The sequence below is a fragment of the Micromonospora parastrephiae genome (genome assembly GCF_016802865.1).
In the GTDB taxonomy this organism is placed as follows: Bacteria; Actinomycetota; Actinomycetes; order Mycobacteriales; family Micromonosporaceae; genus Micromonospora; species Micromonospora parastrephiae.
Genome location: NZ_JAEVHM010000012.1, coordinates 1 through 24,814 on the forward strand (window position 1 = coordinate 1; position 24,814 = coordinate 24,814).

The window sequence follows — 24,814 nt, forward strand, 5'->3', positions numbered from 1 at the left end:
CCCCGACGCGGCGCGCGCAGCGCCGCCGCCGCGCCGGTCGCCCCCGGATCTGGGCGGTGGATGGCGGCCGATCACCATCGAGGTGGCGGCCGGCGACCTGCCGCGCACGCAGGCGATCGTCGGTCGCTTCACCACGGACGCCCAGGCGTCCGCGAAGGGCACCTCGGCGTACGTCGTGATCCCGAACCCGCGGGGGCTCCAGGTGGACGAACACCCCTTCACAAACGATCTGGTACGCGCGCTGCGCGACGCCGGGGTGCCACTCCGGTCGGTGGTCGCCTGACCGACCCCTGCACGGCGAAGCGCCCGTCCCCGGTTTTCGGGGGCGGGCGCTCCGCGCGTTCTGGCGGCCGGTTACGACGGTCGCGCGACCTCGGCGACGAACGCCCGCCAGGCCACCGGCCCGAAGACCAGCGCCGGGCCTTCGGGGTCCTTCGAGTCCCGCACGCCCACGATGCCGGGCAGGTTGTCCGCGACCTCGACACAGTCGCCGCCGCCGGAGCCGCTGCGGGTGGACTTGCGCCACGTAGCGCCGGTCAGGTCCATGACGTCACCACTTCCTTCATCAGATCCAGTGACTGGCGGCGGGGTAGCGCCTCGTTGCGAACCGTCTCCCACCGCGACGTCAGAGTATCCACATCGTCGTCTCGATCGATGACAACCCCGCCTAGCTGGTTCTCCATCTGCCCCACCCACTTGTGGTCGGAAAGGCGTGCCAAGCTGAACGGCCCGGTCAGGCCGACGTGCATGCTGACCTCGTCCGGCAGCACATGGACACTGATGTTCGGCCGCTCCGCGAGGGCGGTCAACTGCTTGATCTGCCCCGCCATGATGTCGCGGAAGTCCGCACCGGCGCGGCGGAGCACCGCCTCGGCGACGACCGCGATGAACTGCGGGGCGTTCGCCTTCGTGAGGACCGCCTGCCGGTCGAGACGGTGGGCGAGCCGCTTCTCGACCTCGTCGTCGCTCAACGTGTCATCGCAGCGGATCACGGCGCGGCCGTAGCTCTCCGACTGGAGCAGGCCCGGAACGAGGGTCGGTTGAAAACACCTCAACTGGGTCGCGGTGCGCTCGGCGTCGAGCCACGGCAGGAACCACGACGGGGCGCCGAGCTTGCCCACCATGCGCTCGAACAGCCCGCCGTTCTTGAACGCCCGGTCGGCGCCCTTGATGAAGTCCATCGTCAGCGCCCGCGTCTCGCTCTCCACGGCGCTGACGTGTGACGCGCTGAAGCCGGCGCCCCGGCCGAAAGCCTCCTGCGTCATGCCCGCGACCCCTCGGGCACGGCGGATCTCGCCCACGATGAACGCGGCGAGCGGGTGTGGCAGGTCGGCCATTTCAGTGCCCCCCAAACCAAAAGATCGACTACTCACGCCGCCACCCGGCGTGGAACGTCTTGCCAGCTCAGCCCGAACCGGCAAAGCACCTTCCGAGAGTAGTGGCCTCCACACCAGAGTGTCACCAGCGGCGCGGCCGGTGGAGGACCCGAGAACCGGCGGACGCGTTCGTACCGGGGCCGCCCCGATGGGCGAGCACTCGCGGGGCGGCCCCTCCCAACGTCCAGCTCCGGGGAAGACCATGCCCACAGATCAGCCAGCGCAGGTACGGTCCGGCGACCTGCTGCACCTCACCCGCACCGCAAGCCCGCAGTTCGTCCGCCCGATCACCGTTCGCGTGATCCGTGCCCTGACCGATCGACACACGTACCACGGTTGGTTGTGGATCGACGCCTACCAACTCGGCCCGAACGGTGACGCGGTCGCGCGCCGCGAGCTGTACCTGATGCCCGCAGGTGCACAGTGGCTCACCTCACCGCCGAGCCGGCCCACCACCCGGCGCCCGGTCCGACGAGCCCCGGCGCGGGTCGGCTGATGTCCCGCCGCTCGCCCGACCACCGACCTGCCCGTCCATACCGGCGTGAGGGCCTGTCCCGCCTCGCGGCAGAACAGGCCCTCACATCACCGGTTGGCGCTCAGGCGACGCCGACCAGTGGCCATCCGAGCAACACCCCTACCCAGGGTCAGGCCGTCGCCACACCGAAGAGGTGGATGACGCCACCCTGGGCGCCGGTCGGCAGCGTCAGGCTGGCCAGTTGCTTGCCCGGCTTCAGGTCGATCGGGGCGGTCGCGAAGACGTAGGTGGCCACCGGGTCGATCCCGCCACCCATCACATCGCGGTACGTGGTGTGCGCCGCTGTGACGTTGCCGAAAGACGGCTGATCGAACCCGCCGCCCAACGTCCAGTCGCTGAAGCCGATCTCGGCCTGCTGCGTCGTGCCGTCGGTGTACGTCAGCGTCACCGTGCCGCTCGCGGCACCGAAGACGGCGCTGCCCAGCAGGCTCAACTTGGTGTCACCCTCGGCGGCCTGGACGTTCAGCACCTGGCCGCCACCGCCGACCAGGATGTTGTCCGCGTCGCCGGGAGCCACGTTGGGCCAGGTGAAGTTGAACCCGGCGATCGACACGTTGGCCCCGGGGGTCACCCCGACGGCTTCGAGGGCCTTGGCGGAGTAGCTCCACCCTCCGGTGTCGAAGTTGGCCTGCGGGTTGGTGTCGTCAGCCGAGATGCCGTTGTTGTTGAGGTTCCACAACACGCTGTTCCGGGCGGCGACCGTCACGGGAAGCGTCACGGTAGGCAATGTCGTACCGGACGAGGTGGCGGCGGTCACTGTCACGGTGTAGGCACCGGGCTTGAGGTCAGCCCCCGCCGCGACGGTGAGGGCCTTGCTGCCCGATCCGTCGCCGGTCAGCTTGAATTCACCGTCAGCCGGAGTGACGGTCAACCCGGTGGGCGCGCTGACCTTCCACCGCACGGCGGTGGGAGCTTCGGTAAGCGCCTGGACCTTGTACGCCGCAACCGAGGCGCTGCCCGGCTCGACCTTCAGCGTCTGCGGGCTCGCTCCGGCCAGATACGGCTGCCGACCGTCGCCGTACGAGGGCGGCGCGTCGGAGGGAGCGCTGCCCCACGACTTGTTCGGCTTTCCACCGAGCACGAAGTCGACAGTGCCGCCCTTGTTGACGAGGGTGTCGGGGACCCAGCTCCGGTTCGACTTCTTACCGTTCACCTTGACCGACTGGATGTACTTGTTCTTCGAGGAGGCGTCCGGGGCGTTGACCGTGATCGTGCGGCCGGGCCGGCCTCGATCACCGCGCGCGGGAAGAGCGGTGCGGAGAGCACCAGGTCGGCCCGGCTCGGGTTCTGCGGGTACATGCCCAGCGCGGAGAAGACGTACCACGACGACATGGTGCCGGCGTCGTCGTTGCCCGGGATGCCGCCAGGGGTGTTGCCCCAGAGCTGGTCCATTACCGCCCGGACCGTCTCCTGCGCCTTGTAGGGCACGCCGAAGTAGTTGTAGAGGTACGGCGCGTTCATGTCAGGTTCGTTGGTCGGGTCGTACCGGGTGAGGTCGCGGGCCGAGAAGTCGAAGGTGCCGTCGGTGGTACGGAAGAAGGCATCGAGCCGCTGCTCGGCGGCCTTGTTGCCACCCATGGCGCGGGCCAGACCAGCGACGTCCGAGTAGACCATCCAGGTGTAGCGGGCGCTGCTGCCCTCGACGAACCCGCTCTCGGTGGCCGGGGTGAAGGTGCGGTCCGCCCAGGTGCCGTCGGCCTTGCGGGAGCGCATGTAGCCACCCTGCGGTGTCGCGGTCACGTCGAAGACGTTGCTCCAGCTGCCCGACCGCTTGAGGAAGGTCCGCTCGTTCGCCCGGTCGCCAACCTGGCCGGCGAGCTCGGCGAGAGCGAAGTCGGCGACCCCGTCCTCCATCGTCTCGGCCGCGCCGCCCCAGCAGGAGCAGCCATCGGCCGGTACGTAGCCCAGTTGCAGGTACTTGTCGAGCGCGGGACGCTGACCGACGCAGGCCACGTTGCAGCCGGCGCTGTCGGAGTCGTTCGCGTTCGGCACCGTCGCTGCGGTGATCAGCGAACGAAGAGCGCCCTTGACGTCGAAGTCCCGCCCGCCGAAGGCGTGGATGCCGGCGACCGCCGGGGCCGCCGGGTCACCGGACATGACGCTCGTCTTGCCGTGCACCAGTAGCCAGCGGTCCCATTCGCCGCCGCGCTGGGTGGCGTAGTTGAACAGCGACTGCGCATAGTCGCTACCCGCCTTCGGGTCGATCAGCGTCATCAGCTGCACCTGGGCGCGGTACTGGTCCCAGCCGGAGAAGGTGCCGTACTGCGCTTCCTGGCCCTTGGCCAGCCGCTGGGGCTTGCCGTCGGCGCCGAGGTAGCGGCCATCCACGTCATTCGTGAGGGTGGGCTCCAGCATGGAGTGGTACAGCGCGGTGTAGAAGGTGCTGAGCTGGTCGGCGGAGCCGCCACCGACTTTGATCTTGCTCAGATGCCGTTGCCAATCCGCCGTGGCCTCCGACCGGATTGCGTCGAAGGTCTTCTTCTGTGGGTTCTCCGCCCGCAGGTTGGCCTCGGCGTTGTCCAAGCTGACGTAGGAGATGGCGACCTTCACGCCGACCTTCGTGGTGCCCTCGGCGAAGGTGACGTAGGCGCCGGATCCCTTGCCCGGGACCGGACTGCCGGTGTCGACGCCCGTGCCGCCTGAGGCCGTCGAGGCGCCCGGCGTCAGGGCGTCGTCCCGCCACGTGCCGAACCGGGCGAAGGGCTGGTCGAAATGGGCGGTGAAGTGCAGCGTGTACAGGGCTTGGCGGTTGTTCGCGCTCTGCGGGCCGCAGAAGTTGCCTGCCGTTACCGAACCGGTGACGGTCCGTGCGGCGGCGTCCACCTGCACGGTGGCGTCGGTGCTGCCGGTCTCCGAGTTCGAGGTGCGGAACAGCATGCTGGCGGGCTGGTTGGCCGGGAACCCGAAGCGGCCCGAGCCCGTGCGGGCGGTGGTGGTCAGCTCAGCCGACGCACCGCTGTCGAGGCCGACCCTGTAGTACCCGGCACGCGCCGTCTCGTTCTCATGGGAGAAGTCACTCGCGTACGTCGCGTCGGAGGTGTCGGCGCTCGGTGACGAGGCGACGTCACCGACGTACGGCATGATCGGGATGTCGCCGGCGCCTCCGTTGCAGCCGACGCCGTTGAGGTGGGTGAGGCTGAAGCCACGGACCCGGGTCGCACGGTACTCGTAGCCACCGGGCGCGGGGGTCGAGACCTGGGCGCCCCTGGTGGTCTGCGGGCTCCAGGCCAGCATGCCGAAGGGACGCACCGCTCCGGGGTAGGTGTTGCCGAGGTTCGTTGAGCCGATCAGCGGGTTGACGTACGCGGCCGGGTCGGTGACCAGCCGCGGACCAGGGGCGGCCGAGGCGGGCGAGCCCGCGGTGACCGCCGCCAGCGCGGCAACAGCCGTCGTCACGACAGCGGCGAGAGTTCGGCGTCTCACGGTCTGCACCGCACGAGCCGTTGGGTTTGGCACAGGACTTGCCCTTCGATTGACGACCGTGTGCGTGAAGCCCGACCGGAACACCGTCACGCGGTTTTCCATGGCGGGGCCGTCGCACTCGGTCGTGACAACGTTGTCTCCATCCACGAAGGATGTTCGTCCCCCATCGGAGACCTGTCAAGATCCCCGGCGCACCGTGCATCCGGCTGGCCCCTACGCGCGTGCCAGCCGGAGCACGGCGTCAGCGTCAGCCGGTCGCGCAGACGGTGCCGTTGAGGGTGAACGCGGTGGGCAGCACGTTCGGCCCGCTGTACGCGCCGACGAAGCCGGCGCTCACGCTGGCGCCGGCGGCTATCTGCCGGTTGTCGTCGGTCGGTGTGACCCGCACGGCCGCGCCGAGCTGCTCCCAGGTGGCGCTCCAACCGCTGCTCACCTGCTGCCAGCCGGTCGGCCAGGTCCAGGTGAGCGTCCACCCGGTGATCGGGCGTGTCCCGTTGTTGGTGATCTCGACGCCGCCGATGTAGCCGTTGCCCCAGTCGTTGGCGGTGGTGAAGCGGACGGTGCACGAACTCGCGGCCGGGCCGCCGGTGGCGAAGGTGAGCGGCGGCGAGGCCCAGGACAACCGGCCGGCGGTGTCCCGGGCCAGCACGTTGACGGTGTACCTGCTGCCCGGCACGAGATTGTCGACCGTGAACGAGGTGGTGCTCGTCTCGCCCAACTGCTCGCTGACCGCGCCGTTCTGCCGGTACACCTCGTACTTGGCGATAGGGCTGCCACCCGGGGTGGCCGCCGGCCAGGTGATCGTCGCGGCGCGGCCGGTGACGCCGCTCGCGGTCGGTTGGCCCGGCGCGGCCGGCCGGCCGGCGGTCGCGCCGACCGGGTGCAGCACGAGCGTCGTCAACGAGTACGGCGGCAGCGTCCGGCTGGTCGCCGAGCCGGACTGGCCGGTGGTGATGCCGGTGGCCCCGTTGGTGAGGGTGGACACGGTCGGCGCGACGGCCGACGGGGTGAACCCGGCGTAGTCGATGGCGACCGGGTGCGCGTTGTCCGGGTCCTTGTTCAGCAGCAGCACCGCCAGGTCGCCGTTGCCGCGGCGGACCGCGTGGGCGCTGACCAACGGCTCGTCGGTGCCGGCGCGGACGAACTGGTCGCCGGCCTTCGCGAAGAGCTTCATCATGCTCAGCCCGTGGTACGGCGCGAAGGGCGTGTTCAGCGGCGGCTCGCACACCGAGCCGTCCTCGGTGCAGGTGCCGCTGGAGAGCATCCCGAAGTCGCCGTAGTCGGTCTGGCCCGCCACCTGCGTCACGGTGCCGATGCCGTTGTGCACGTTCCACCAGTGGACGGTGAAGACGCCGCTCTCCAGCAGCCCGCTGTAGGCGTCGGCCAGGAAGAGCGCCGCCGGCTGGGTGTTGCGGCCGGCGTCGACGTTCAGCTCGGTGAAGCTGATGCCGATGCGGTCGGCGTTCGCGCCGGCGTACCGGGCGAGTTGCTGGCGCAGCAGGTAGGTGGCGTCGGGGATGTGGTTGACGCGGGCCAGCGACTCGGCGGCGGTGCCACCCGGGTACCAGTGCACGTCCACGAAGTCGATCTTCGGGCCGGCGATGGAGAGCACGGTCTGGTTCCACGGGCCCGGGTCACTGCCGGCGGTGATCCCGTCCGGCCAGTTGCCCGGCATCGTCAGCACCGCGCCGACCTTGATGCTCGGGTCGACCGCCTTCATCGCGTCGGCGTACTCGACTACCAGCCGCGCGTACTGTGAAGCGCTCTTGTCCGGGTGGTCGTCCGCCTCCCACGCCGAGCCGTAGTGGCCGTTGCCGTAGTTCTCGTTGCCGACGGTCCAGTACCGCGCGCCGTAGCCCTTCGTCACGTTGGCGTACCGCACCCAGTCGGCGGCCTCGGCGGGCGTACCGGTGCCGTAGTTCGCAATGATCATCGGTTGGGCGCCGGCACGCCGGACGGCCGCCATGAAGGTGTCGAAGTCGGTGTTCGGCGCGACGTACCCGCCGGGCGCGGTGTGGTCCTTCCAGTGGTAGATGTCGGCGTACGAGCCGCCGGGGTAGCGCATCATCTGCACGCCGGCGTCGCGCAGCAGGTCCGACGTCTCGGCCGTGCCCAGGTTCTGGTCCCAGATGGCGTGGTTCACGCCCAACGCGGTGTCGGGCACGGTCGCCAGCCCCGCGTGGGCGTTGACGGTCACGGTGACCGGGTCGGGGGCCGCGCTGGCGGTCGGTGGGTTGATGCCGGAGAGCGCGGTCGCGGCGAGCAGCAGGCTCGTCAGGAGGGAGGCGCGCCTTCTCTGGATGTGCATGGGCTGGGCTTCCTTCGCGGCAATGGGTGGACGGATGCCCCCGGCGGTCCATCGCTCGTGTCACCGTCCCCCGGAATCCGTACCGGATCCCGGCTGCCCATTGGACGGACGTCAGCCCCGCGCGCGGCAGGTCATCGACGCACAAGAATGTCATGGTCGGATCGAGGATCTCAAGGGGTGTTACACGTCTTCGTCCCTGCCCCGGCCACTACGGCCCTTGACGACTCTCCCCACCGAGAGGAAGGTCTGCGCCACCGGCGATCCGGCCACTCGAATGACGTCACACGTTACGCCTTGACGAACGGGATGTTATCGCTCACAGTCGATGGCGAGGCGACCAGCGTCTGGGGCTCACCGGGAGAGCCCGCGCTGGTCGACCTCGGGTTACGACGTCTCCCGGGCATACGGACGTCACATCGAACCTGTCAACATCTGCCGGCGACGCGCGGCGGACGTCGCGCGTCTCGGTGCCGTCCAGGCGCGCCGCCGTCGACCGCCTCCGCCGGACCAGCGTGCTGCCGCCGAGTCCCCGACTCACGACAAGGAAGCGCCGATGAGATCAAGGATCGCACTGCTGGCCGCCGCGCTGGCAACGGCCCTGGCGACGATGACGGCCGTGGTCACGGTCGCCACTCCGGCGTCGGCCGCGACGCTCACCCAGGTGACCAACTTCGGCAGCAACCCGACGAACCTTCAGATGCACCTGTACGTGCCGGACCGGGTCGCGGCCCGCCCGGCCCTGCTCCTCGCCCTGCACTACTGCACCGGCAGTGGCCCGGCGGTGCACAGCGGCTTCGGACTCAGCTCCCTTGCCGACCGCTACGGCTACCTCGTGATCTACCCATCGGTGACCCGGAGCAGCAAGTGTTGGGACGTCTCCTCCCCACAGGCCCTGCGGCGCGACGGTGGCAGCGACCCCATCGGCCTCAAGTCCATGGTGGACTATGTCCGGAACCGCTACCCGGTCGACCCGAACCGGATCGCCGTGGGCGGGTTCTCCTCCGGCGCCATGATGACCAACGTCATGCTCGGTCTCTACCCGGACCTGTTCAACGCCGGCTTCAGCTCCTCCGGAGTCCCGTTCGGCTGCTTCGCCACCACCAACGGCTCGGAGTGGAACAGCGAATGCTCGGGCGGACGAATCGTCAAGACCCCGCAACAGTGGGGTGACCTGGTACGCAACGCCTACCCCGGCTACACCGGCAAGCGCCCGCGGATCCAGATCTGGCACGGCACCACGGACACCACGCTGAGCTATGTCAACTTCGGTGAGCAGATCAAGCAGTGGACCAACGTGCAGGGTGTGTCCCAGACACCCAGCTACACCGACTCACCGCAGGCCAGCGCCACCCGTACCCGCTACGGAGGTACCGACGGCACAGCGCCCGTCGAGGCGATCAGCTTCCAGGGCTACGGCCACTCCATCCCGTTCGACGCCGCCCAGGCCATCCGGTTCATCGGCTTCGACACCGCCAGCCCCACCACTCCGCCACCTGGCGGCACGGCGGGACCGCTGCGCAACGTCGGCGCCGGCCGCTGCCTGGACGTCCCGTCCAGGTCCCAGACGAACGGCACCCAGCTGACGTTGTGGGACTGCAACGGCGGCACCAACCAGCAGTGGACGACGACCGCCGGCAAACAACTCCAGGTGTACGGCGCGAAGTGCCTGGACGCCGAGGGCGCCGGAACCACCCCGGGCACCCGGGTGATCATCTGGGACTGCACCGGCGGCCCCAACCAGCAGTGGAACGTCAACACCGACGGCACGATCACCGGCGTGCAGTCCAGCCTGTGCCTCGCACCCAACGCCGCCGCAACCGCCAACGGCACCCAGGTGATCCTCTCCGGCTGCAACGGCACGAACAGCCAGCGGTGGACCCCGTAGCTGATTCCGCTGCCGCGTCCGCGTACCCATCTTCTGGCTTGTGGCCCGGTTCGGAGATTCCCGAGCCGGGCCACGGTCACGGTCGCGTACGTCTCAGCGGTGGCCGGCGGCGTTGATGGTGCGCCGTGGGCCGGGCGCGCCCGCTGGGCCCGCCACCCGAGCGAGGACACCACGCAGTGCCACCGGTTGGTAACGTGGCGGCAGTTACGCGGTGATGGTCGCCAAAGTCCCAGGGGGTCGACGTGTGGGTCGATGCTGCCGCGTTGGACGCGGCGGACCGCCGCCTCGACGAATGGGAGACGGCAGCAGTCCGCGACCCGCACCGCCCGGCAGATCAGGGACACCACCCGGGCCGCCCACGCCGATCTGCTCAAGCGCCGAATGATCCTGGGTAGTGGAGTGTCTGCCAGTCCGCCGACTGGCGGCCCGGGTCGCGACCACGCACGTGGAACGAGCACCGAAGCGGCTCCCACCACAGGTTTCGGGAGTTGAACGGTACGATGCGCCCATGAGCTCAGAGGCGGTTGGCAGGTATATGCCCCCGGTCGTGACGCTCGACGACCTCACGGCGATGATGGCCGCAGACGAAAACCACAGGTACGAAATCAGCCCCGAGGGAGTCGTCTCGATCATGCCGCCGCCGGGATATGCCCACGCGATCATCGCGACCCGGCTCATGGTCTGGCTCACGCAGGGCGGTGTCCCGGCCGACCGCGTCGCCCAAGCCGTCGGGCTGCGGATACCCGGCCGTGACGGCGGTGTCGGCGGACGGATCCCCGACCTCGTCGTGTGGAGCAAGCCGCAGGCCGACGGGGTCTGGTTGCCGGTCGCGGACGTGCTCCTCGTGATCGAGATCGTCTCGCCCGGCTCCGAGGGGGTCGACACGGTGACGAAGCGCAGCGAGTACGCCGCCGCGGGCATTCCCCAGTACTGGGTGGTAGATCAGGATTTGGCGCAGACCGTCACCATGCACCGCCTGGACGGCGGCGAGTACGCGGCACGCGCGACCATGCCGCTCGCCTGGGTCCTCAACACGGCCCTCGATGAGCACGACCTCGGCTGAACGGCCCGTCCCGACCAGGACAGGAATGGTTCGTGGCATGCGGGGACGATTGATCGCGGCCAGCTGGCTGGTCGAGAGGGGCGTGCCGGCGCGCAGGGTCGTACTCGACCACGCCGGGTTCGACACGTACGACTCGTGTGCGCGGGCGGAACGGATCTTCGGGGTGCGGCGGGCGACGGTGGTGACCCAGTCCTTCCACCTGCCACGCGCGGTGGCGCTGTGCCGGCGTCTCGGCATCGACGCCAACGGCGTGGGCGACGACAGCGCCAGGCGGTACGCCCAGACGTGGTGGTTCAGCTCGTCCCGGGAGTACGGCGCCTGCCTGAAGGCGGCGGTCGAGTTGCTGTCCGGCCGGGATCCCGCTCACCTCGGCCGCCGGGAGACCGGTGTCGACGACGCGCTGCGCGACGGCTGACGAGGGTCACGACCGGGGTGGCCCCGCGCTGTCGCGTTCGACGAGTTCGGTGGCGAGTTCGACCCGTGGGCTCTCCACCTTCTCTCCCCCGGCGAGCCGCAGGATGGTCCGCGCGGCCATCATGCCCATCTCGGCGAGAGGCTGACGGACCGTGGTCAGCGGCGGCGAGCACCAGCGGACCTCGGGCAGGTCGTCGAAGCCGACCACGCTGATGTCGTCCGGCACCCGCAGGCCGCTCTTGCGGACCGCCTCGTAGACGCCGAGCGCCATCTGGTCGCTGGCGGCGAAGATGGCGGTGGGCGGGTCGGGCAGGGTCAGCAGCTGCGTACCGGCGGTGTAGCCGGCCTCGTGGTAGAAGTTGCCGGGCCGGATGAGGGCGTCGTCGACGGCGATGCCGGCGGCGCCGAGGGCGGCCCGGTAGCCGTCGAGTCGGGCCCTGCTGCACATCAGGTGCGGTGGGCCGGCGATGAAGCCGATGCGACGGTGGCCGAGGCCGATCAGGTACTGGCTGGCGCTGAGGCTGCCGCCCAGTTGGTGGCGCCGATGGTGGGTGATTCCTGCGGGTCGACGCCGGCGGGGTCGATGATGACCACCGGGAGATGCAGCCGGCGCAGCTCGGCCTGCAGTGGTGGGTTCACCATCGAGGTCACGAAGATGACGCCCTCGGTGGAGCGGGTGCGCATGTTGTCGAGCCACTGTTTGGCCGACGAGATGCGCCAGTGGATGGCCGAGACGACGGTCCCGACACCACTGCTTCGCGCGACGTCCTCCACCCCACGGATGATCTCCACAGCCCACGGGCTGTCGAGGTCGTTGAAGACCAGGTCGATGAGTGCGGCGTCGTCGCGCCGGGCCGGTGACCGCCGGCGGTAGCCGTGGTGGTTGAGCAGGGCCTCGACACGTTCCCGGGTGTCCGGGGCGACGTCGGAGCGTCCGTTGATGACCCGGGAGACCGTGGGCACCGAAACACCGGCCAGCCGCGCGATCATGGCAATGGTGACATTTCGGCCGTTGTCGGAGCCCACGGTCCGCCCTTCGTTCTCAGCCCTTGACGCTGCCGGTCAGGCCGCCGATGAGTTGGCGTTCGGCCACGGCGTAGAAGCCCAGTGCCGGCAGCATGGACAGCACGACGTAGGCGAGCACCCGTGCGGTGTCGTCGGCGTACTGACCCTGGAACGCCTGGACCCCGACGGGCAGGGTCCACCAGCTCTGGTCGCTGAAGACGACCAGCGGGAGCATGAAGTTGTTCCAGCTGGTCACGATGGCCAGCACCGAGACGGTGGCCAGCGCGGGACGGGCCATCGGCAGCAGGACCCGCCAGAAGAACCCGAAGGAGCCGCATCCGTCCAGGACGGCGGCCTCCTCGACCTCGGCGGGGATGGTACGGAAGAACTGTCGCAGGATGATGATGGTGATCGGCAGCCCGAAGGCGGCCTGGGGCAGGATGACGCCCAGCGGGTTGTCCAGCAGGCCCATGCCGCGCAGTAGGACGAACAGCGGCAGGATGGCCACCGCGAACGGGAACATCAGACCGATCGCGAACAGGGTGACCAGGAACTCGCGGCCCCGGAAGGCGTACCGCGCGAAGACGAACGCGGCCATCGCCGCCGAACCCACGACGATGAGGGTGCTGCTGACGGCGATGAGCACGCTGTTGCCGAGTTGCCGCCAGAACACCCCGTTGCCGAGGATGTCGAGGTAGTTCGGCACCCAGGGATCGGGCCAGCCCAACGGGTTGGATGACAGCTGGCCGTTGTCCTTGAAACCGCCGAGCACGCCGAACCAGACCGGCACGACGATGAGCGCGCCGACGGCGATGCAGATGAGGTGCAGCACGAGGCTGCGGGTCCGCTGGGCGCGAACCGCCGTGGCGGTCATCGCTGGCCTCCCTGGTTGGTGATCGCGCCCGCGGTGTCACGACGCAGGACGATGCGCTGGTAGAAGAGGGCGAAGACGAGGCTCAGCAGGAACATGACCATGCTGATCGCGCTCGCGTAGCCGACCTCGAAGCGGCGGAAGCCGTACTGGTACATCGTGACGGCCAGGGTCTCCGAGGTGTGGATCGGGCCGCCACCGGTGAGCACCCAGACCATGTCGAACAGTTGGATGGTGCCGATGACCGACAGGAACACGCTGATCCGGATCGTCGGACCGAGCAGCGGCAGGGTGACGTGGCGGAACGCCTGCCACGCGGTGGCGCCGTCGGTGACCGCCGCCTCGGACAGCTCCTTGGGAATGCCCTGACGGGCGGCCAGGAAGAGCATCATGTAGAGGCCGAAGTACTTCCAGGACACCACCAGGAAGACGGCGAACAGCACGGTGTCCGGGTCGGCGAAGACCGTGCCGGCGTCGGCGCCCAGCCATTGGGCGACCCCCTCGCCCAGCCCTCGGTTGGGTGAGAACACCAGGGTGAACAGGACGGCCGTGGTGACCTCGGAGAGCACGTACGGGGCGAAGAAGATCAGCCGGTAGAAGGCCCGGCCGCGGAGCGGCTGGTTGAGGAGCATGGCCAGGGCCAGCGCGGCGGGCAGCTGCACGGCCAGGGACAGCACCACCAGCACCAGGCCGCGCCACAGGTCGCCGCGGAAGGTCGGGTCGGCGAAGGCGCGGGTGTAGTTGTCCAACCCGACGAAGTTCTCCGGCAGCCCGAAGCCGTTCCACTTGTAGAGGCTGGCGTAGGCGGCCACCAGGATGGGGGCGACGACCAGCAGCAGGAACAGCGTCAGGGCAGGCGCCAGGAACACGGCGAGGACGGTGCCCCGGCCCGGCCGGGGCTGGCGGCCGCGCTTTCGCGCGGTGCCCGGCCCCGGTGCCGGCGGATCGGTCGCCGTGTCGCCGCGCCTCGTGTCTGACACGGTCGATGGCCTGGTCATGCCTGCTCCACTCGGGTTCTACGGCCGGCTACGGATGGGTGACGGGTCACGGTCAGACGGTCTTTGCCACCTGCGTGATGTCCTTGAGGATCGCCGCGGGCGCCTTCTTGCCGGCGATGATCTCGGCGACGCTGTCGTTGATCTGCTGCCCCAGCGCGGGCGCGTACGCCTGGTCGAGGTACAGCTGGAAGCCGGTGTTCTTGGCCAGGGTCTCCGCGACGACCTTGTTGTTGGGGTCGGCGATGGCCGAGGTGGCGTCCTTGACGGTCGGCAGCACCGCCCCGGTCTGCGCGGACCGACGCTGGTTGTCGACGCTGAGCAGGAACTTCAGGAAGTCGATGGTGGCAGCCGGCGCGTCCTTGCCGACGGCGAAACCGTTGCCGCCGCCGAAGACCTCCGTGGCGGAGCCCTTGCCGCCGTCCACCGCGGGGAACGGGAAGAAGCCGAGCTTGTCGCCGATGCCCTTCTTGCTGGTGGAGCTGGACGCCTGGACCGCCGGCGCCCACTGCCCCATCAGCTCCATGGCCGCCTTGCCGTTGCCCATGGTGGCGGCCTGCCCGTCGGGCGAGCCGAACTCGGCGCCGAGGAAGCCCTTCTGGAAGGGCTGCAGGTCGACGAGTTCCTTGAGTCGCTCACCCGCGGCGGCGAGGTCCGGGGTGTCGAAGTTCTTGTCGTCGACGGCCTTCTGCAGCGCGCCGACGCCGCCGATGCGCATCGCGAGGTAGGACCAGTAGAAGTGGGCCGGCCACTTGTCCTTGCCGGCCAGGGCGACCGGGGTGATGCCGGCGGTCTTGAGCTTGCGGACCACGTCGAGCAGGCCGGCCCAGGTGGTGGGGGTCTCGGTGACACCGGCGCGGGTGAAGAGCTCCTTGTTGTACCAGAACCCGACCATGCCGATGTCGAACGGGATGCCGTAGATCTTGCCGTCGATCGTGTACGGCTGCATGGCGGCGGGCAGGATCCCGGCGACCAGATCCTTCACGTCGTCGGTGAGGTCCTTGACGAGGCCCGCGTCGACCTGCTGCTTGAGCACGCCGCCGCCCCAGGACTGGAACAAATCCGGCGGGTCGCCGGCCTGGGTGGCGGTGGTGAGCTTGGCCTTGAATGCCTCGTTCTCCAGCGGCTGGATGGTGAACGTCACGTTGCTGTGCGCGGTCTTGTACTCATTGGCCATGGCCGCCCAGACCGGCAGCATCGGCTCGGTGTTCTGGATGTGCCACCAGTTGATGGCCTGCGGAGCGTTCGGGTCGTCCGACTCTCCATCGCTGCATGCGCTGAGCAGGTAGGCGCCGGCGCCGCGCCGGCGAGGCCGAGCAGCGTTCGGCGGGAAAGGTGCGCTGTCATGATCCATCCCTTCGGGGACTCACGGGGTGCTCGGACGCCGGCCGAGCCGGCAAGGGTTCGAACCTGGATCTCCGGAACTTTCATTGCTTCGCCGGTATTACCGATCGATGGCGGGGACGCTACGAGCAAGTTCCCCACCGGTCAAGACCCTCTGTCCTATCGCGCGAAGACCGGCTAGCGTAGGCAGGACTTCCAGTCATCCTGGACCGCAAGTTTCCGGAAGTTTCAGAGTCACCCAGAGGAGCCTTCGTGTCGACCGACACCGCTGACGTGGCGACCGCTGCCCGGTCGATCCGCAATCCCGTCCTCGCCGGGTTCCACCCGGATCCGTCGATCCTGCGCGTCGGCGACGACTTCTACCTGGCCACCTCGACCTTCGAGTGGTATCCGGGGGTACGGATACACCACTCCCGCGATCTCGTGAACTGGCGCACCCTCGGCGGCATCATCACCGACCGTCGCCTGCTCGACCTGCGGGGCTGCGGCGACTCCAACGGCGTGTGGGCGCCCGACCTGACCTACCACGACGGCGAGTTCCACCTCGTCTACAGCGATGTGGCGAGCTTCGCCAGCGGCTACTGGGACCCGCAGAACTTCCTGGTCACCGCCCCGGACATCGCCGGCCCCTGGTCGGATCCGGTGAAGCTGCACGGGCGCGGTTTCGACGCCGCACTGTTCCACGACGACGACGGCACCAGCTGGCTGTTGAGCATGAGCGCGGACTGGCGGCCCGGCCGGGACCGCTTCGGCGGCATCGAGATCCAGCAGTACGACCGGGCCGCGCGCCGGCTCGTCGGGCGGCCCCGCATCCTGTTCACCGGCACTCCGGTCGGGGTCACCGAGGGGCCGCACCTGTACCGCCACGACGGCTGGTACTGGCTGATCACCGCCGAGGGCGGCACCAGCTGGGAGCACCAGGTCACCGTGGCGCGCTCGCGGGAGCTGTTCGGGCCGTACGAGGTGGACCCGGACGGGCCGCTGCTCACCTCCGTCGGCCGGCCCGATCTGCGGTTGCAGAAGGCGGGGCACGGCAGCCTGGTCCGTACCCAGGACGGCGAGTGGTACCTGGCCCACCTGGTCGGGCGCCCCTACTCCCCGCTGGGCAGCTGCGTGCTGGGCAGGGAGACCGCGATCCAGCGGGTCGACTGGCCGTCCGGCGGCTGGCCCCGGGTCCCGGGCGGCGTGCCCGCCGATGAGGTTGCCGCACCCGACCTGCCCACGCACCCGTGGCCGGCGGAGCCGGTCACCGACCACTTCGACGACGCCGAGCTGGGTCACTGCTGGTCGACGCTGCGACGACCGGCCACCACGGACTGGGTCGACCTGCGAACCCGCCCGTCGCACCTGCGCATCCACGGTGGACAGTCCCCCGTCGGCCGGCAGGCGCCCAGTCTTGTCGCGCGGCGCGTCGGCGCCACCCACTGCTCGCTGGAGACCGTGGTCGAGTTCGACCCGGTCGACCACCGTCAGCTCGCCGGGATCACCGCCTACTACAACACCCTCAACTGGCACCACCTCTACCTCACCCGGGCGGACGACGGGCGCACGGTGCTGGAGCTGCTCAGCTCCGACAACGGGCGGCGCACCCCGTACCCCGACCTGACCGTCGACGCGAGCGGCGTCACCCGGGTCGGCCTGCGGGCGGTGTTCGACGGGCCGGTGGTGCGTTTCGACTACGACCTCGGCGCCGGCTGGCAGCGGTTGTCCGTCGACCTGGACGCGACGATCCTGTCCGACGAGCACGCCGCGCTGATCATCGACGGGGAACCGGCGGCGTGGGGCTTCACCGGGGCGTTCCTCGGCCTGTGGGTGCAGGACCTCGGCGGCGACGGTGTGCACGCCGACTTCGACCTGGCCACGTACCGGGAGCACTGAGCCACGCGGACGGCACCCGCGGGGGCGGGTGCCGTCCCCATCCCGGCCGTCCGATCCGACCTGACTGGCGCCGGCGTAGGGCCGGCCCCTTCCCGCGACTTCCGGTCGCCGTTGACAGTTGATCGACGTACTGCTATCTGTTAATACAGTTTCCCGATGCTCGCGGTGCCCGCCGGGGCCGATCGCCGCGCCGGGCCATCGACCGGTCGGCGGCGTGCCGCCCCTTCCCCGAGGAACACCATGGTGCGTAAGAGAACAGCCGCCTACGCCGTGGGCGGCCTGCTGATCGCCGTCGCGGCGATCGGCTACGGTCTGCCGTCGGCCAGCGCCGCGACCGCCGGCCCGATCACCGGCCTCGGCGGCAAGTGCGTCGACGTCGCCGGAGCCAACCCGGCCAACGGCACACCGGTGCAGCTCTACGACTGCAACGGCAGCGCCGCCCAGACGTGGACGGTCGGCAACACCGACAACTCCGTCCGGTCGCTCGGCAAGTGCCTCGACGTCACCGCCGCGTCCACCGCCAACGGCGCGAAGGTGCAGCTGTACGACTGCAACAACACCGCCGCCCAGAAGTGGACCGCCAGCAACGGCGCGCTCGTCAACACCGGCTCCGGCAAGTGCCTCGACGTCACCGACCGGAGCACGGCCAACGGCACCCGGTTGCAGATCTGGACCTGCGGGGGCACGTCCAACCAGCTGTGGACCCTGCCCGGTGGCGGAACGTCCACTCCCACCACCCCGGCGGGCACCAACCTGGACGACCCGGCGAAGAAGGACGTCGCCATGCAGCTCGTCTCGGCGGCGGAGAACTCCTCGCTCGACTGGCGCGCGCAGTTCTCCTACATCGAGGACATCGGCGACGGGCGCGGCTACACCGCCGGCATCATCGGCTTCTGCTCCGGCACCGGCGACATGCTGGAGCTGGTCGAGGCGTACACCCGGACGAAGCCGGGCAACGTCCTGGCCGGCTACCTGCCGGCGCTGCGCGCGGTCAACGGCACCGACTCGCACGCCGGCCTCGACCCCAACTTCCGCCGCGACTGGCAGACCGCGGCCAACGACTCCGTCTTCCGGGCCGCGCAGGAGGCCGAACGGGACCGGGTGTACTTCAACCCGTCGGTCCGCGACGGCAAGAACGACCAGGTCCGCGCGCTCGGCCAGTTCGCCTACTACGACGCGGCGGTGATGCACGGGTACGAGGGCATGCGCCAGATCCGCAGCCGCGCCCTCGCCCGCGCGAAGCCCCCGGCGCAGGGCGGCGACGAGCGGACCTGGCTCAACGCGTTCCTCGACGAGCGGGTCATCGAGATGAAGAAGGAGGAGGCCCACTCGGACACGTCCCGCGTCGACACCGCCCAGCGGGTGTTCCTCAACAACGGCAACTTCAACCTGAACACGCCCCTGGTGTTCGCCGTCTACGGCGAACAGTTCCGTATCGGCTAGGTCCCGCGGATCAGCTCAGGGCGTCGCCTGCGGGCGGCGCCCTGAGCGCATCTTGCCTGGACGCCGGCGACAAGGTTTAGCGTGGTCGCGACGGGCTGGTCGAGGAGGTTGGATGCTGATCGGCGAGCTGGCTGGAAGGGCCGGCACGAGCACATCGTCGGGTCCCGGCCGAAGATCCACCTGCGGCAGGGCCTGACCACCTACGCCGGCCTGTGACGGTCACCGTCGGTCGAGTTCCGCCTGGAGTCGTTGGACCAGCGTCTTGCGGTCCTTGCCGGCGCGTTCCTGTCGCAGGGCGCTCCTGAGCTGGCGGGTGTCCAGGCCACGGACGAGCTTCGCCGCCTCGGCGACCGACATCTCCGACATCTGGCCCGCCGTGGTGGCGTCCCTGCGCGCCCGCTTGGCCGGCCCGGTGTTGGCGACGTACTGCTTGCCGGACCGGGATGCTTCCCGCTTCTTGGTGTCGGTCGCCCGCTTCTGGTTGTCCGACAGCTCTTCCCAGGCCCGCTTGGGCAGGTAGCGACTCGTCGTACCGCCCTGGCGGGCACGCGTGTCACCCTCCTTGGTCTGCCACTTCTCATTGCCCCACCGCTGGAGGGACTTCTGCCGCTCGTCCTTTTCACCCAGGAATCCGCCACCGCGCTTCTTGTACTCCTGGGTGAGCAGCTGCGACTTGCGCGCCGACCACTGCCCCACCCGACCGCCCTTGTCGGAGGCCTTGATCTCTTCCTTGAGCTGTTCCCGGAGTTCGGGCTTCGTGTACCGAGCCATGGATGGCAGCTACCCGTGGCCGCCGCACATATGCCTGCCGCGCGCTCGGGCTGGGCCTTCGAGGTGCGGAAACGGTCCGCCGGCCGACACGGTGCGCCCGTGCCGGCCGGCGGTACCCGGGGCCGATCAGTCGTCGTCGCCGGACCTGTCGTCATCGTCGTCGTCGGAGCCGTCGTCGTCACGATCGTCCCCGTCGTCGTCGACCGGCTCCTGCTCGGCCTTGACCACCGTGCCGTTGTCCCGGTCCACGTCCACCTCGTGCTCGGTGTCCCCCGCGACGATCTCGACGCTCCAGACCGGTCGGCCGTGCTCCTGCTCGGCCTCGACCTCGACGATCTGACCGCCGCCGGCCCGGGCAAGCGCGATCTCGCCGGCCCGCTGCTGATCGACCCCGTCGACCGCCGGCGCGCCGGCGTCGACGGGGTGGCGCTCGACGGAGTGGCGCTGGAGCTCGGCGCGGCCGTCGTACCGCGGGTGGCACTGTCGTCCGGCGCGTCCGTGGCGGTCGGGGCGACGGTCGCGGCGGCGAGCGTCGTACCGCCGGCCCGTGACTCGTCGGCGGCGTTCACGCCGACGGCGACCCCGGCCACCGCCAGCACCGTCGCCCCGCCGACCGACGCCAGGAGCAGAGAGCTGCGCTTCATCGTGTCCACCTTTCCTCGGTTGTGACATCGAGGATCGGCCGGAACGGGATAGCGGCGCGCTATCCGGACCCTAAGCTAGCCCCTGTTTCATAAGTGCTGGACCAGGCGTAGGAGCCAGATGTCGATCATGCGATCGTGGTTGTCGCAAAGGCCACGAGCAGGTGTTGATCGATCGGCATGACAAGATCGTTCCACAGATCGGCACCACCCGGTAGGCCCCGCGCCCCCGCCGTGACCTGGGACACGAGCAGGCCGAATGGTCCAAACGGTGCGAGCGAGCCTCAAAGCAGTGCCGCGGCTACATCTCCGCACAACACCTGCCGGTGCGCGATCCAACTAGCCGAGAAAGGCCAGGCCGGCGGCGAGATGTGGGCAGCGCCCCCAAGGTATGGGGCCAACTTCAACCGACATCGCCGTCAGTGGCTGTCGAAGTAAGAGCAGCCAAACAGGCCCGGACCAGCGGAGTCATCGGCCGTAGGTGGGGCCAGCTCTAACCGTCAACCTGGGGAGCTGCCGAGCCGCTGGCGAAATTCAGGCGTAGAGTGCGACGGCGCTGCCCCAGAGGGCGCCGGGATTGAGCCGTGCGGGAAAGCGGTCGAGCATGGCGTTGAAGAAGTCGAGCGCGGTGTCACATCGCGGGAGCAGCTCGTCGACCGCGTCCAGGTAACGGCGGGTTTCTGCGATGGTGCGGGCGGCGTCGTCGTCGAGTTCCTTGTTCTTGTGGCCGGCGACGATGAGCCGCGGCCGCAGTCCTTCGACCGCCTCGATGGCTTTGCGCCATGCGTCGCGGCCGCCGCCCGTGGACTCAGTCAGGAACTGGTGGACGCCGTTGTAGATGACATCGCCGGCGACCACCAGCTGGAGGTCGGGAACGTGCAGCACGCTGGTCTCGTCGGTGTCGCTGTGACCGACCTCGACGATGGTCAGCTCGTGGCCTTCGAGTTCGAGCCGGTTGCCCGCTGGCGCGGTCGCCGTGACGGGCGCGTCCGGGATCTGACCCGGCAGCAACTTGTCCCAGAAGAGCTCCCGCATGGCGACATTGCGTCCCATCTCGCCGATGGTGCCGGCCGAAGCGACGACCTGTGCACCGAAGCGCTCGGCCAACAGGCCGGCGGTGAACCAGTGGTCGCCGTGGCCGTGGGTGGCGAAGATGTGGGTGAGGTTCTTGCCGCTGGCCTTGACCCAGGCGGCGACGTCGGTGGCTTGGTCCCGGGTCAGGGGTGGGTCGACGAGGACGGCGTCCTTCTCGCCCTGGATGAGGGTGACTGACAGGGGCGAGAACATGCGCCGGTCACCGTTGGGCACCGGCTCGGGGACGTTCAGCGGAACGGGCTCGGCGATGAAGATGTCGTAACTGATTGTCATGGGTGCTCGTGCTCCTTGCGCTGTGCCGATGGATCGCCCGCACCGGCATGCCCGGTGGCTTCGCCCGCTGCACCATCCGCCGCTGACTTATGTATACCGAACCTAGCATGCTTGCTTCACTTTCTGAAGTCAGAGTAGAGTGGTGAGATGGACGCCACGTCTTTTCCTGCCAACAGATCCTGTCCCATCGCCCGAACGGTTGGTGTGCTGGGCCAGAAGTGGAATTTTCTCCTGTTGCGGGAGGCATTTCTGGGGCGCAGGAAGTTCGCCGAGTTCCAGCGCATCGGTGTACCGACGGCAACCTTGGGCGCGCGCCTGAAGGCTCTCGTGGACGCCGGGCTGCTCGATCGGCGCACCTATCGGGAGAACGGCGAACGCTCCCGTGACGAGTACGTCTTGACCGATGCCGGTCGAGCGGTCATGCCCGTTCTCGCGGCCTTGATCGCGTGGGGAGAAGCTCATCTTCCAGCCGAACAGGGCACCGACATCACGTACGCCATGACGACACCCGAAGGCCGGCCGGTCCGTTTGGAGTTCGTCGACGACCGTGGCGCTGTGGTGGACAAGGACGCTGTGGCCGTTTCACGACTGCCCCGAACGATGAGGATGCCGGCGTAGATCCATTCTCTGCGCTCGCCCCGGGCCTAACTAACCAAGTGATTGGTCTCGCGCTGGCGTCGACCCGGCGGGGACCTGCTCTCGTATTCGGAGTCGCCGCCCTGATCAGCGTCCTCACTCGCGATCGGCGGCCTCGTCCTCAGCGTCCTAGTCTAAGGGCGGGTTAAGCCGTCCTCGGCGGACGCGGTGCCACCGCCGACCTGGGCGGGCAACGCCGGCGGCCCGAGCCTGAGCAGCACCTGCGCCCCGCCTCCCGGCCCGGTAGGCAGCTCCAGCCGACCGCCACCCGCCTGCGCGGCGCGCCGGGCGATGTCCAGGCCGAGACCGGTCGACCCGGCCGCGCTGGCACCCCGCCGGACCGCCCCGTCCGGCATGCCCGGTCCCTCGTCGGCGACGGTGAGCAGCACCTCGCCCGTCTCCCGGGCCAGCCGGACCGCGAACGGCGTCCCGTCGGGCGTGTGCGCGAAGACGTTGCCGAGCAGGGCGTCCACGGCCGCGATCAGGTCGTCGGCGGGCACGCCGACGGGAAGCGGGCCGGGGGCCAGGTCGAGCGTGACGGCCCGGCCGGTGTCCTCGGCCAGCACCGACCAGAACGCGACCCGGTCGGCGACGATCGCCGCCGCGTCCGAGGCGGCCGGTGCGACCGCCGGCGAGTGTCGCCAGCGGGCCTGCCGGATCAGTCCGGTGACCGCGCGTTCGAGCCCGTCGGCGGCGGCGGTGATGCGGGCCGCGTCGTCCGGGTCGCGCAGCGACTCCGCCTCAAGGCGCAGCGCCGTCAACGGAGTACGCAACCGGTGCGACAGGTCGGCGACCTGCTCGCGCTCCTGCACCAGGAGCACCTGGATACGGCCCGCCAGGTGGTTGAGCGCCCCGGCCACCTCCCGCAGCTCGGTTGGGCCGGCCGGTGTGACACGGGCGTCCAGTTCGGCGTTCGCCAGCCGGTGCGACACGGCGGAGAGTTCGCTGATCGGCCGGACCAGGGTGCGGGCCAGCCGGTCGGCCACCGCCAGCCCGATCAGCACCAGGAGCACGCCGAGCAGGGCCAGCACCAGCCAGGCCCGGGTCACCCCGGCGGTCAGCTCGTGTCGTGACACCACGGTGCGGATCACCCCGGTGCCGTCCGCCCGGCCCTGCACGGCGATGACCACCTCCCGCCCGGCCGCCGACTCCCCGGTAAGGCTCTGCCCGCGCGCCGCCAGGGCCACCGCCGGGGTACGCGGCGCCGGGGCGCCGAGCACCGTCCCGTCGGGCAGGAAGACGCTGACCGGTCGACCTGACTCGGCGGCGAGCTGCTCGACGGTGAGCCGGATGGTCGCCGCGTCGGCGTGCCGACCACCGGCACCAGACTCTGCGCGTCGGCGGTGGCCCGAACGGTCGCCCGGTCCTCGGCGACGGTGCGGACCAGCAACGCCAGCGGCACCAGGAACGCGATGAGGGTGAGCACGCTGACCGCGGCGACCAGCAGCGCGAGCCGGGCCCTCACGGCTGCGCCACCGGCGCCTCGAGGCGTACCCCGACACCGCGGACGGTGTGCAGGTAGCGGGGCTGCTGGGCGTTCTCCCCCAGCTTGCGACGCAGCCAGGACAGGTGCACGTCGACGGTCTTGTCGGCGCCGCCGTACGGGATCTGCCAGACCTCGGTGAGCAGCTCACGTTTGGTGACCACCTGGCCGGGACGGCCGGCGAGGTGGTGCAGCAGGTCGAACTCGCGGGGCGTCAGCTCGACCGCCACTCCGTCCAGGGTGACCTGTCGCGCCCGGGGGTCGATCCGCAGCCCGCCGACGACGAGCGACGGGTCGGGCGCGTCCGCGCCGGAGGTGCCCCGCCGCAGCACCGCCCGTACGCGGGCGTCGAGCTGTGCCGCGGTGAACGGCTTGACCACGTAGTCGTCGGCGCCCGCGTCGAGCACCCGGACGATTTCGGTCTCGTCGTCGCGGGCGGTCGCCACGATGACCGGCACCGAGCTGACCGCGCGCAGCATCCGCAGCAACTCGCGTCCGTCCAGGTCGGGCAGGCCCAGGTCGAGCACGACGAGGTCGGGCCGGTCCTCCAGCGCGTCGCGGAGACCCGCCATGGCGGTCGAGGCGGCGGCCACCGCGTGCCCGCGTTCGCGCAGCGCCCGGATCAGCGGCGTACGGATCGTCAGGTCGTCCTCGATGAGCAGTAGACGCGCCACAGGTGGCAGGCTAGCCGCTGCGGCGGGGGCCGGGACCGGCGTTAACCGTGCCTTAGCGTGCGGATGTGCCGGCGACAACCATGGATCGGGGATAGTCAGGTGATGGGCCGTCGTTCGATCCTCATCGCCACCGGGTGGGTGGCCACCGCCGCCGTGGCCCTCCTGATCGGGTTGGGCGCCATCCGGCTGGTCGGCGAGAGCATCACCGGCACTCCGGGCGGGGTGCGCGGCGAGGCGGAGATCGAACGGGCGCTCGCCTCGCCCGAGCCGGTGCCGACCGGCACCACGAGCGCCACCTCCGCCGGGCCGGTGGCGCCGAGCGCCAGCTCCGGGGTCCGCCGGGTGTTCGCCACCGACGGCGGCACGGCGGTGGCCGAGTGCGGTGCGGGCGGCGTACGCCTCGTCTCCTGGGCGCCCGGGCAGGGCTACCGGGTCCGCGACGTGGACCGTGGCCCGGACGACGACGTCGAGGTCACCTTCGAGGGGCCGTCCGGCAAGCACGAGCTCAAGGTGCGCTGCATCGGCTCGGAGCCGGTGGCCGTCGCCGACGACTAGGGCCTGTATCGAAGTCGGGGATGGAGAGACGCTAGCGCGGTGTTGCTTGCGGGTTTACCGACCTGAGCTACGGCATCAACTCCGACTACGAGGGCAACAAGGGCGACAACGAATTCGGCGGCGCCTGCTACGCCGGAGCTACTGAG

Annotated in this window: 22 protein-coding genes and 3 pseudogenes; 11 read left to right on the top strand and 14 right to left on the bottom strand. The window is 69.9% G+C overall.

All coding sequences use genetic code 11. From position 1 onward, the window contains the following. A pseudogene (locus JNW91_RS04785) lies at window positions 1-283 on the top strand (M14 family zinc carboxypeptidase); the annotation flags it as partial. A gap of 71 nt (window positions 284-354) precedes the next feature. On the opposite strand, the gene JNW91_RS04790 reads toward JNW91_RS04785, so the two are convergent. Both JNW91_RS04790 and JNW91_RS04795 read right to left on the bottom strand, forming a co-directional pair. Then, window positions 355-546: a DUF397 domain-containing protein gene (locus JNW91_RS04790; protein ID WP_203173725.1), complete on the bottom strand. Its 192-nt coding sequence runs from the start codon at window positions 544-546 to the stop codon at window positions 355-357. Continuing rightward, a complete protein-coding gene (locus tag JNW91_RS04795) occupies window positions 537-1,337 on the bottom strand; it encodes a helix-turn-helix domain-containing protein (protein WP_203173763.1) in 801 nt (266 codons plus the stop codon). The genes JNW91_RS04790 and JNW91_RS04795 overlap by 10 nt, the downstream gene beginning before the upstream one ends. 241 nt (window positions 1,338-1,578) lie before the next feature. Here JNW91_RS04795 and JNW91_RS04800 point away from each other — a divergent pair, with 241 nt between their 5' ends. Continuing rightward, window positions 1,579-1,872: a hypothetical protein gene (locus JNW91_RS04800; RefSeq protein ID WP_203173726.1), complete on the top strand. Its 294-nt coding sequence runs from the start codon at window positions 1,579-1,581 to the stop codon at window positions 1,870-1,872. Window positions 1,873-2,020: 148 nt separating this feature from the next. On the opposite strand, the gene JNW91_RS33075 is transcribed toward JNW91_RS04800, so the two are convergent. From JNW91_RS33075 to JNW91_RS04810, 3 genes are all read right to left on the bottom strand, one after another. After that, on the bottom strand, window positions 2,021-3,121 hold the full coding sequence (locus JNW91_RS33075) for a glycoside hydrolase domain-containing protein (RefSeq protein ID WP_309244237.1): 1,101 nt from the start codon (window positions 3,119-3,121) through the stop codon (window positions 2,021-2,023). Continuing rightward, a complete protein-coding gene (locus JNW91_RS04805) occupies window positions 3,061-5,307 on the bottom strand; it encodes a GH92 family glycosyl hydrolase (RefSeq protein WP_309244238.1) in 2,247 nt (748 codons plus the stop codon). Before JNW91_RS04805 ends, JNW91_RS33075 begins: the two co-directional genes overlap by 61 nt. A gap of 274 nt (window positions 5,308-5,581) precedes the next feature. Continuing rightward, a complete protein-coding gene (locus JNW91_RS04810) occupies window positions 5,582-7,642 on the bottom strand; it encodes a cellulose binding domain-containing protein (RefSeq protein WP_203173727.1) in 2,061 nt (686 codons plus the stop codon). Window positions 7,643-8,195: 553 nt separating this feature from the next. Between JNW91_RS04810 and JNW91_RS04815 the strand changes: the two genes are divergently transcribed. The 3 genes and pseudogenes from JNW91_RS04815 to JNW91_RS04825 all read left to right on the top strand — a co-directional run. After that, window positions 8,196-9,527 carry an extracellular catalytic domain type 1 short-chain-length polyhydroxyalkanoate depolymerase gene (locus JNW91_RS04815; RefSeq protein WP_203173728.1) on the top strand — a complete coding sequence of 444 codons (1,332 nt, stop codon included), beginning with the start codon at window positions 8,196-8,198 and terminating at the stop codon, window positions 9,525-9,527. Window positions 9,528-10,074: 547 nt separating this feature from the next. Beyond that, a complete protein-coding gene (locus tag JNW91_RS04820; RefSeq protein ID WP_309244227.1) occupies window positions 10,075-10,590 on the top strand; it encodes a Uma2 family endonuclease in 516 nt (171 codons plus the stop codon). Between the two features lie 64 nt (window positions 10,591-10,654). Continuing rightward, a pseudogene (locus tag JNW91_RS04825) lies at window positions 10,655-11,005 on the top strand (SanA/YdcF family protein); the annotation flags it as partial. 6 nt (window positions 11,006-11,011) lie between these two features. On the opposite strand, the pseudogene JNW91_RS04830 reads toward JNW91_RS04825, so the two are convergent. The 4 genes and pseudogenes from JNW91_RS04830 to JNW91_RS04845 form a co-directional block, all read right to left on the bottom strand. Beyond that, window positions 11,012-11,994, bottom strand: a pseudogene (locus JNW91_RS04830) (LacI family DNA-binding transcriptional regulator). A 52-nt stretch (window positions 11,995-12,046) separates the two neighbouring features. After that, window positions 12,047-12,883 (bottom strand): carbohydrate ABC transporter permease, encoded by an 837-nt coding sequence (locus JNW91_RS04835; RefSeq protein ID WP_203173729.1) that lies wholly within the window; start codon window positions 12,881-12,883, stop codon window positions 12,047-12,049. After that, the gene (locus tag JNW91_RS04840) at window positions 12,880-13,749 is read right to left on the bottom strand and encodes a carbohydrate ABC transporter permease (RefSeq protein ID WP_309244228.1); all 870 of its coding nucleotides are present in this window, start codon (window positions 13,747-13,749) and stop codon (window positions 12,880-12,882) included. Before JNW91_RS04840 ends, JNW91_RS04835 begins: the two co-directional genes overlap by 4 nt. 181 nt (window positions 13,750-13,930) lie before the next feature. Next, window positions 13,931-15,229, bottom strand: coding sequence for an extracellular solute-binding protein (locus tag JNW91_RS04845; protein WP_238424370.1), 1,299 nt, complete (start codon window positions 15,227-15,229; stop codon window positions 13,931-13,933). A gap of 242 nt (window positions 15,230-15,471) precedes the next feature. On the opposite strand from JNW91_RS04845, the gene JNW91_RS04850 reads away from it, so the two are divergent. The 3 genes from JNW91_RS04850 (at window position 15,472) to JNW91_RS33080 (ending at window position 18,756) form a co-directional block, all read left to right on the top strand. Then, complete coding sequence (locus JNW91_RS04850) at window positions 15,472-17,097, top strand: glycoside hydrolase family 43 protein (RefSeq protein WP_203173731.1); 1,626 nt, start codon at window positions 15,472-15,474, stop codon at window positions 17,095-17,097. A gap of 240 nt (window positions 17,098-17,337) precedes the next feature. Next, window positions 17,338-18,540 carry a chitosanase gene (locus JNW91_RS33315; RefSeq protein ID WP_203173732.1) on the top strand — a complete coding sequence of 401 codons (1,203 nt, stop codon included), beginning with the start codon at window positions 17,338-17,340 and terminating at the stop codon, window positions 18,538-18,540. 81 nt (window positions 18,541-18,621) lie between these two features. Further along, on the top strand, window positions 18,622-18,756 hold the full coding sequence (locus JNW91_RS33080; protein WP_255544984.1) for a hypothetical protein: 135 nt from the start codon (window positions 18,622-18,624) through the stop codon (window positions 18,754-18,756). A gap of 3 nt (window positions 18,757-18,759) precedes the next feature. Here JNW91_RS33080 and JNW91_RS04860 read toward each other — a convergent pair whose 3' ends face one another. Together JNW91_RS04860 and JNW91_RS33440 are read right to left on the bottom strand one after the other, a co-directional pair. Further along, window positions 18,760-19,311 carry a DUF5872 domain-containing protein gene (locus JNW91_RS04860; RefSeq protein ID WP_203173733.1) on the bottom strand — a complete coding sequence of 184 codons (552 nt, stop codon included), beginning with the start codon at window positions 19,309-19,311 and terminating at the stop codon, window positions 18,760-18,762. A gap of 126 nt (window positions 19,312-19,437) precedes the next feature. Then, the gene (locus JNW91_RS33440) at window positions 19,438-19,677 is read right to left on the bottom strand and encodes a PepSY domain-containing protein (RefSeq protein WP_309244239.1); all 240 of its coding nucleotides are present in this window, start codon (window positions 19,675-19,677) and stop codon (window positions 19,438-19,440) included. Between JNW91_RS33440 and JNW91_RS33445 the strand changes: the two genes are divergently transcribed. After that, a complete protein-coding gene (locus JNW91_RS33445) occupies window positions 19,570-19,980 on the top strand; it encodes a hypothetical protein (RefSeq protein ID WP_309244240.1) in 411 nt (136 codons plus the stop codon). The genes JNW91_RS33440 and JNW91_RS33445 overlap by 108 nt on opposite strands. A 506-nt stretch (window positions 19,981-20,486) precedes the next feature. Here the strand turns inward: JNW91_RS33445 and JNW91_RS04870 are convergent. Then, window positions 20,487-21,320 (bottom strand): MBL fold metallo-hydrolase, encoded by an 834-nt coding sequence (locus JNW91_RS04870; protein ID WP_203173734.1) that lies wholly within the window; start codon window positions 21,318-21,320, stop codon window positions 20,487-20,489. 147 nt (window positions 21,321-21,467) lie between these two features. Here JNW91_RS04870 and JNW91_RS04875 point away from each other — a divergent pair, with 147 nt between their 5' ends. Further along, complete coding sequence (locus JNW91_RS04875) at window positions 21,468-21,938, top strand: winged helix-turn-helix transcriptional regulator (protein ID WP_203173735.1); 471 nt, start codon at window positions 21,468-21,470, stop codon at window positions 21,936-21,938. A gap of 152 nt (window positions 21,939-22,090) precedes the next feature. On the opposite strand, the gene JNW91_RS04880 is transcribed toward JNW91_RS04875, so the two are convergent. Together JNW91_RS04880 and JNW91_RS04885 are read right to left on the bottom strand one after the other, a co-directional pair. Continuing rightward, entirely contained in the window at window positions 22,091-23,176 is a 1,086-nt protein-coding gene (locus tag JNW91_RS04880; protein WP_309244229.1) for a sensor histidine kinase, read from the bottom strand. Window positions 23,177-23,417: 241 nt separating this feature from the next. Further along, window positions 23,418-24,113: a response regulator transcription factor gene (locus JNW91_RS04885; protein WP_203173736.1), complete on the bottom strand. Its 696-nt coding sequence runs from the start codon at window positions 24,111-24,113 to the stop codon at window positions 23,418-23,420. Window positions 24,114-24,215: 102 nt separating this feature from the next. On the opposite strand from JNW91_RS04885, the gene JNW91_RS04890 reads away from it, so the two are divergent. Then, window positions 24,216-24,668: a septum formation initiator gene (locus tag JNW91_RS04890; RefSeq protein WP_203173737.1), complete on the top strand. Its 453-nt coding sequence runs from the start codon at window positions 24,216-24,218 to the stop codon at window positions 24,666-24,668. The last annotated feature ends 146 nt before the right edge of the window (window positions 24,669-24,814 follow it).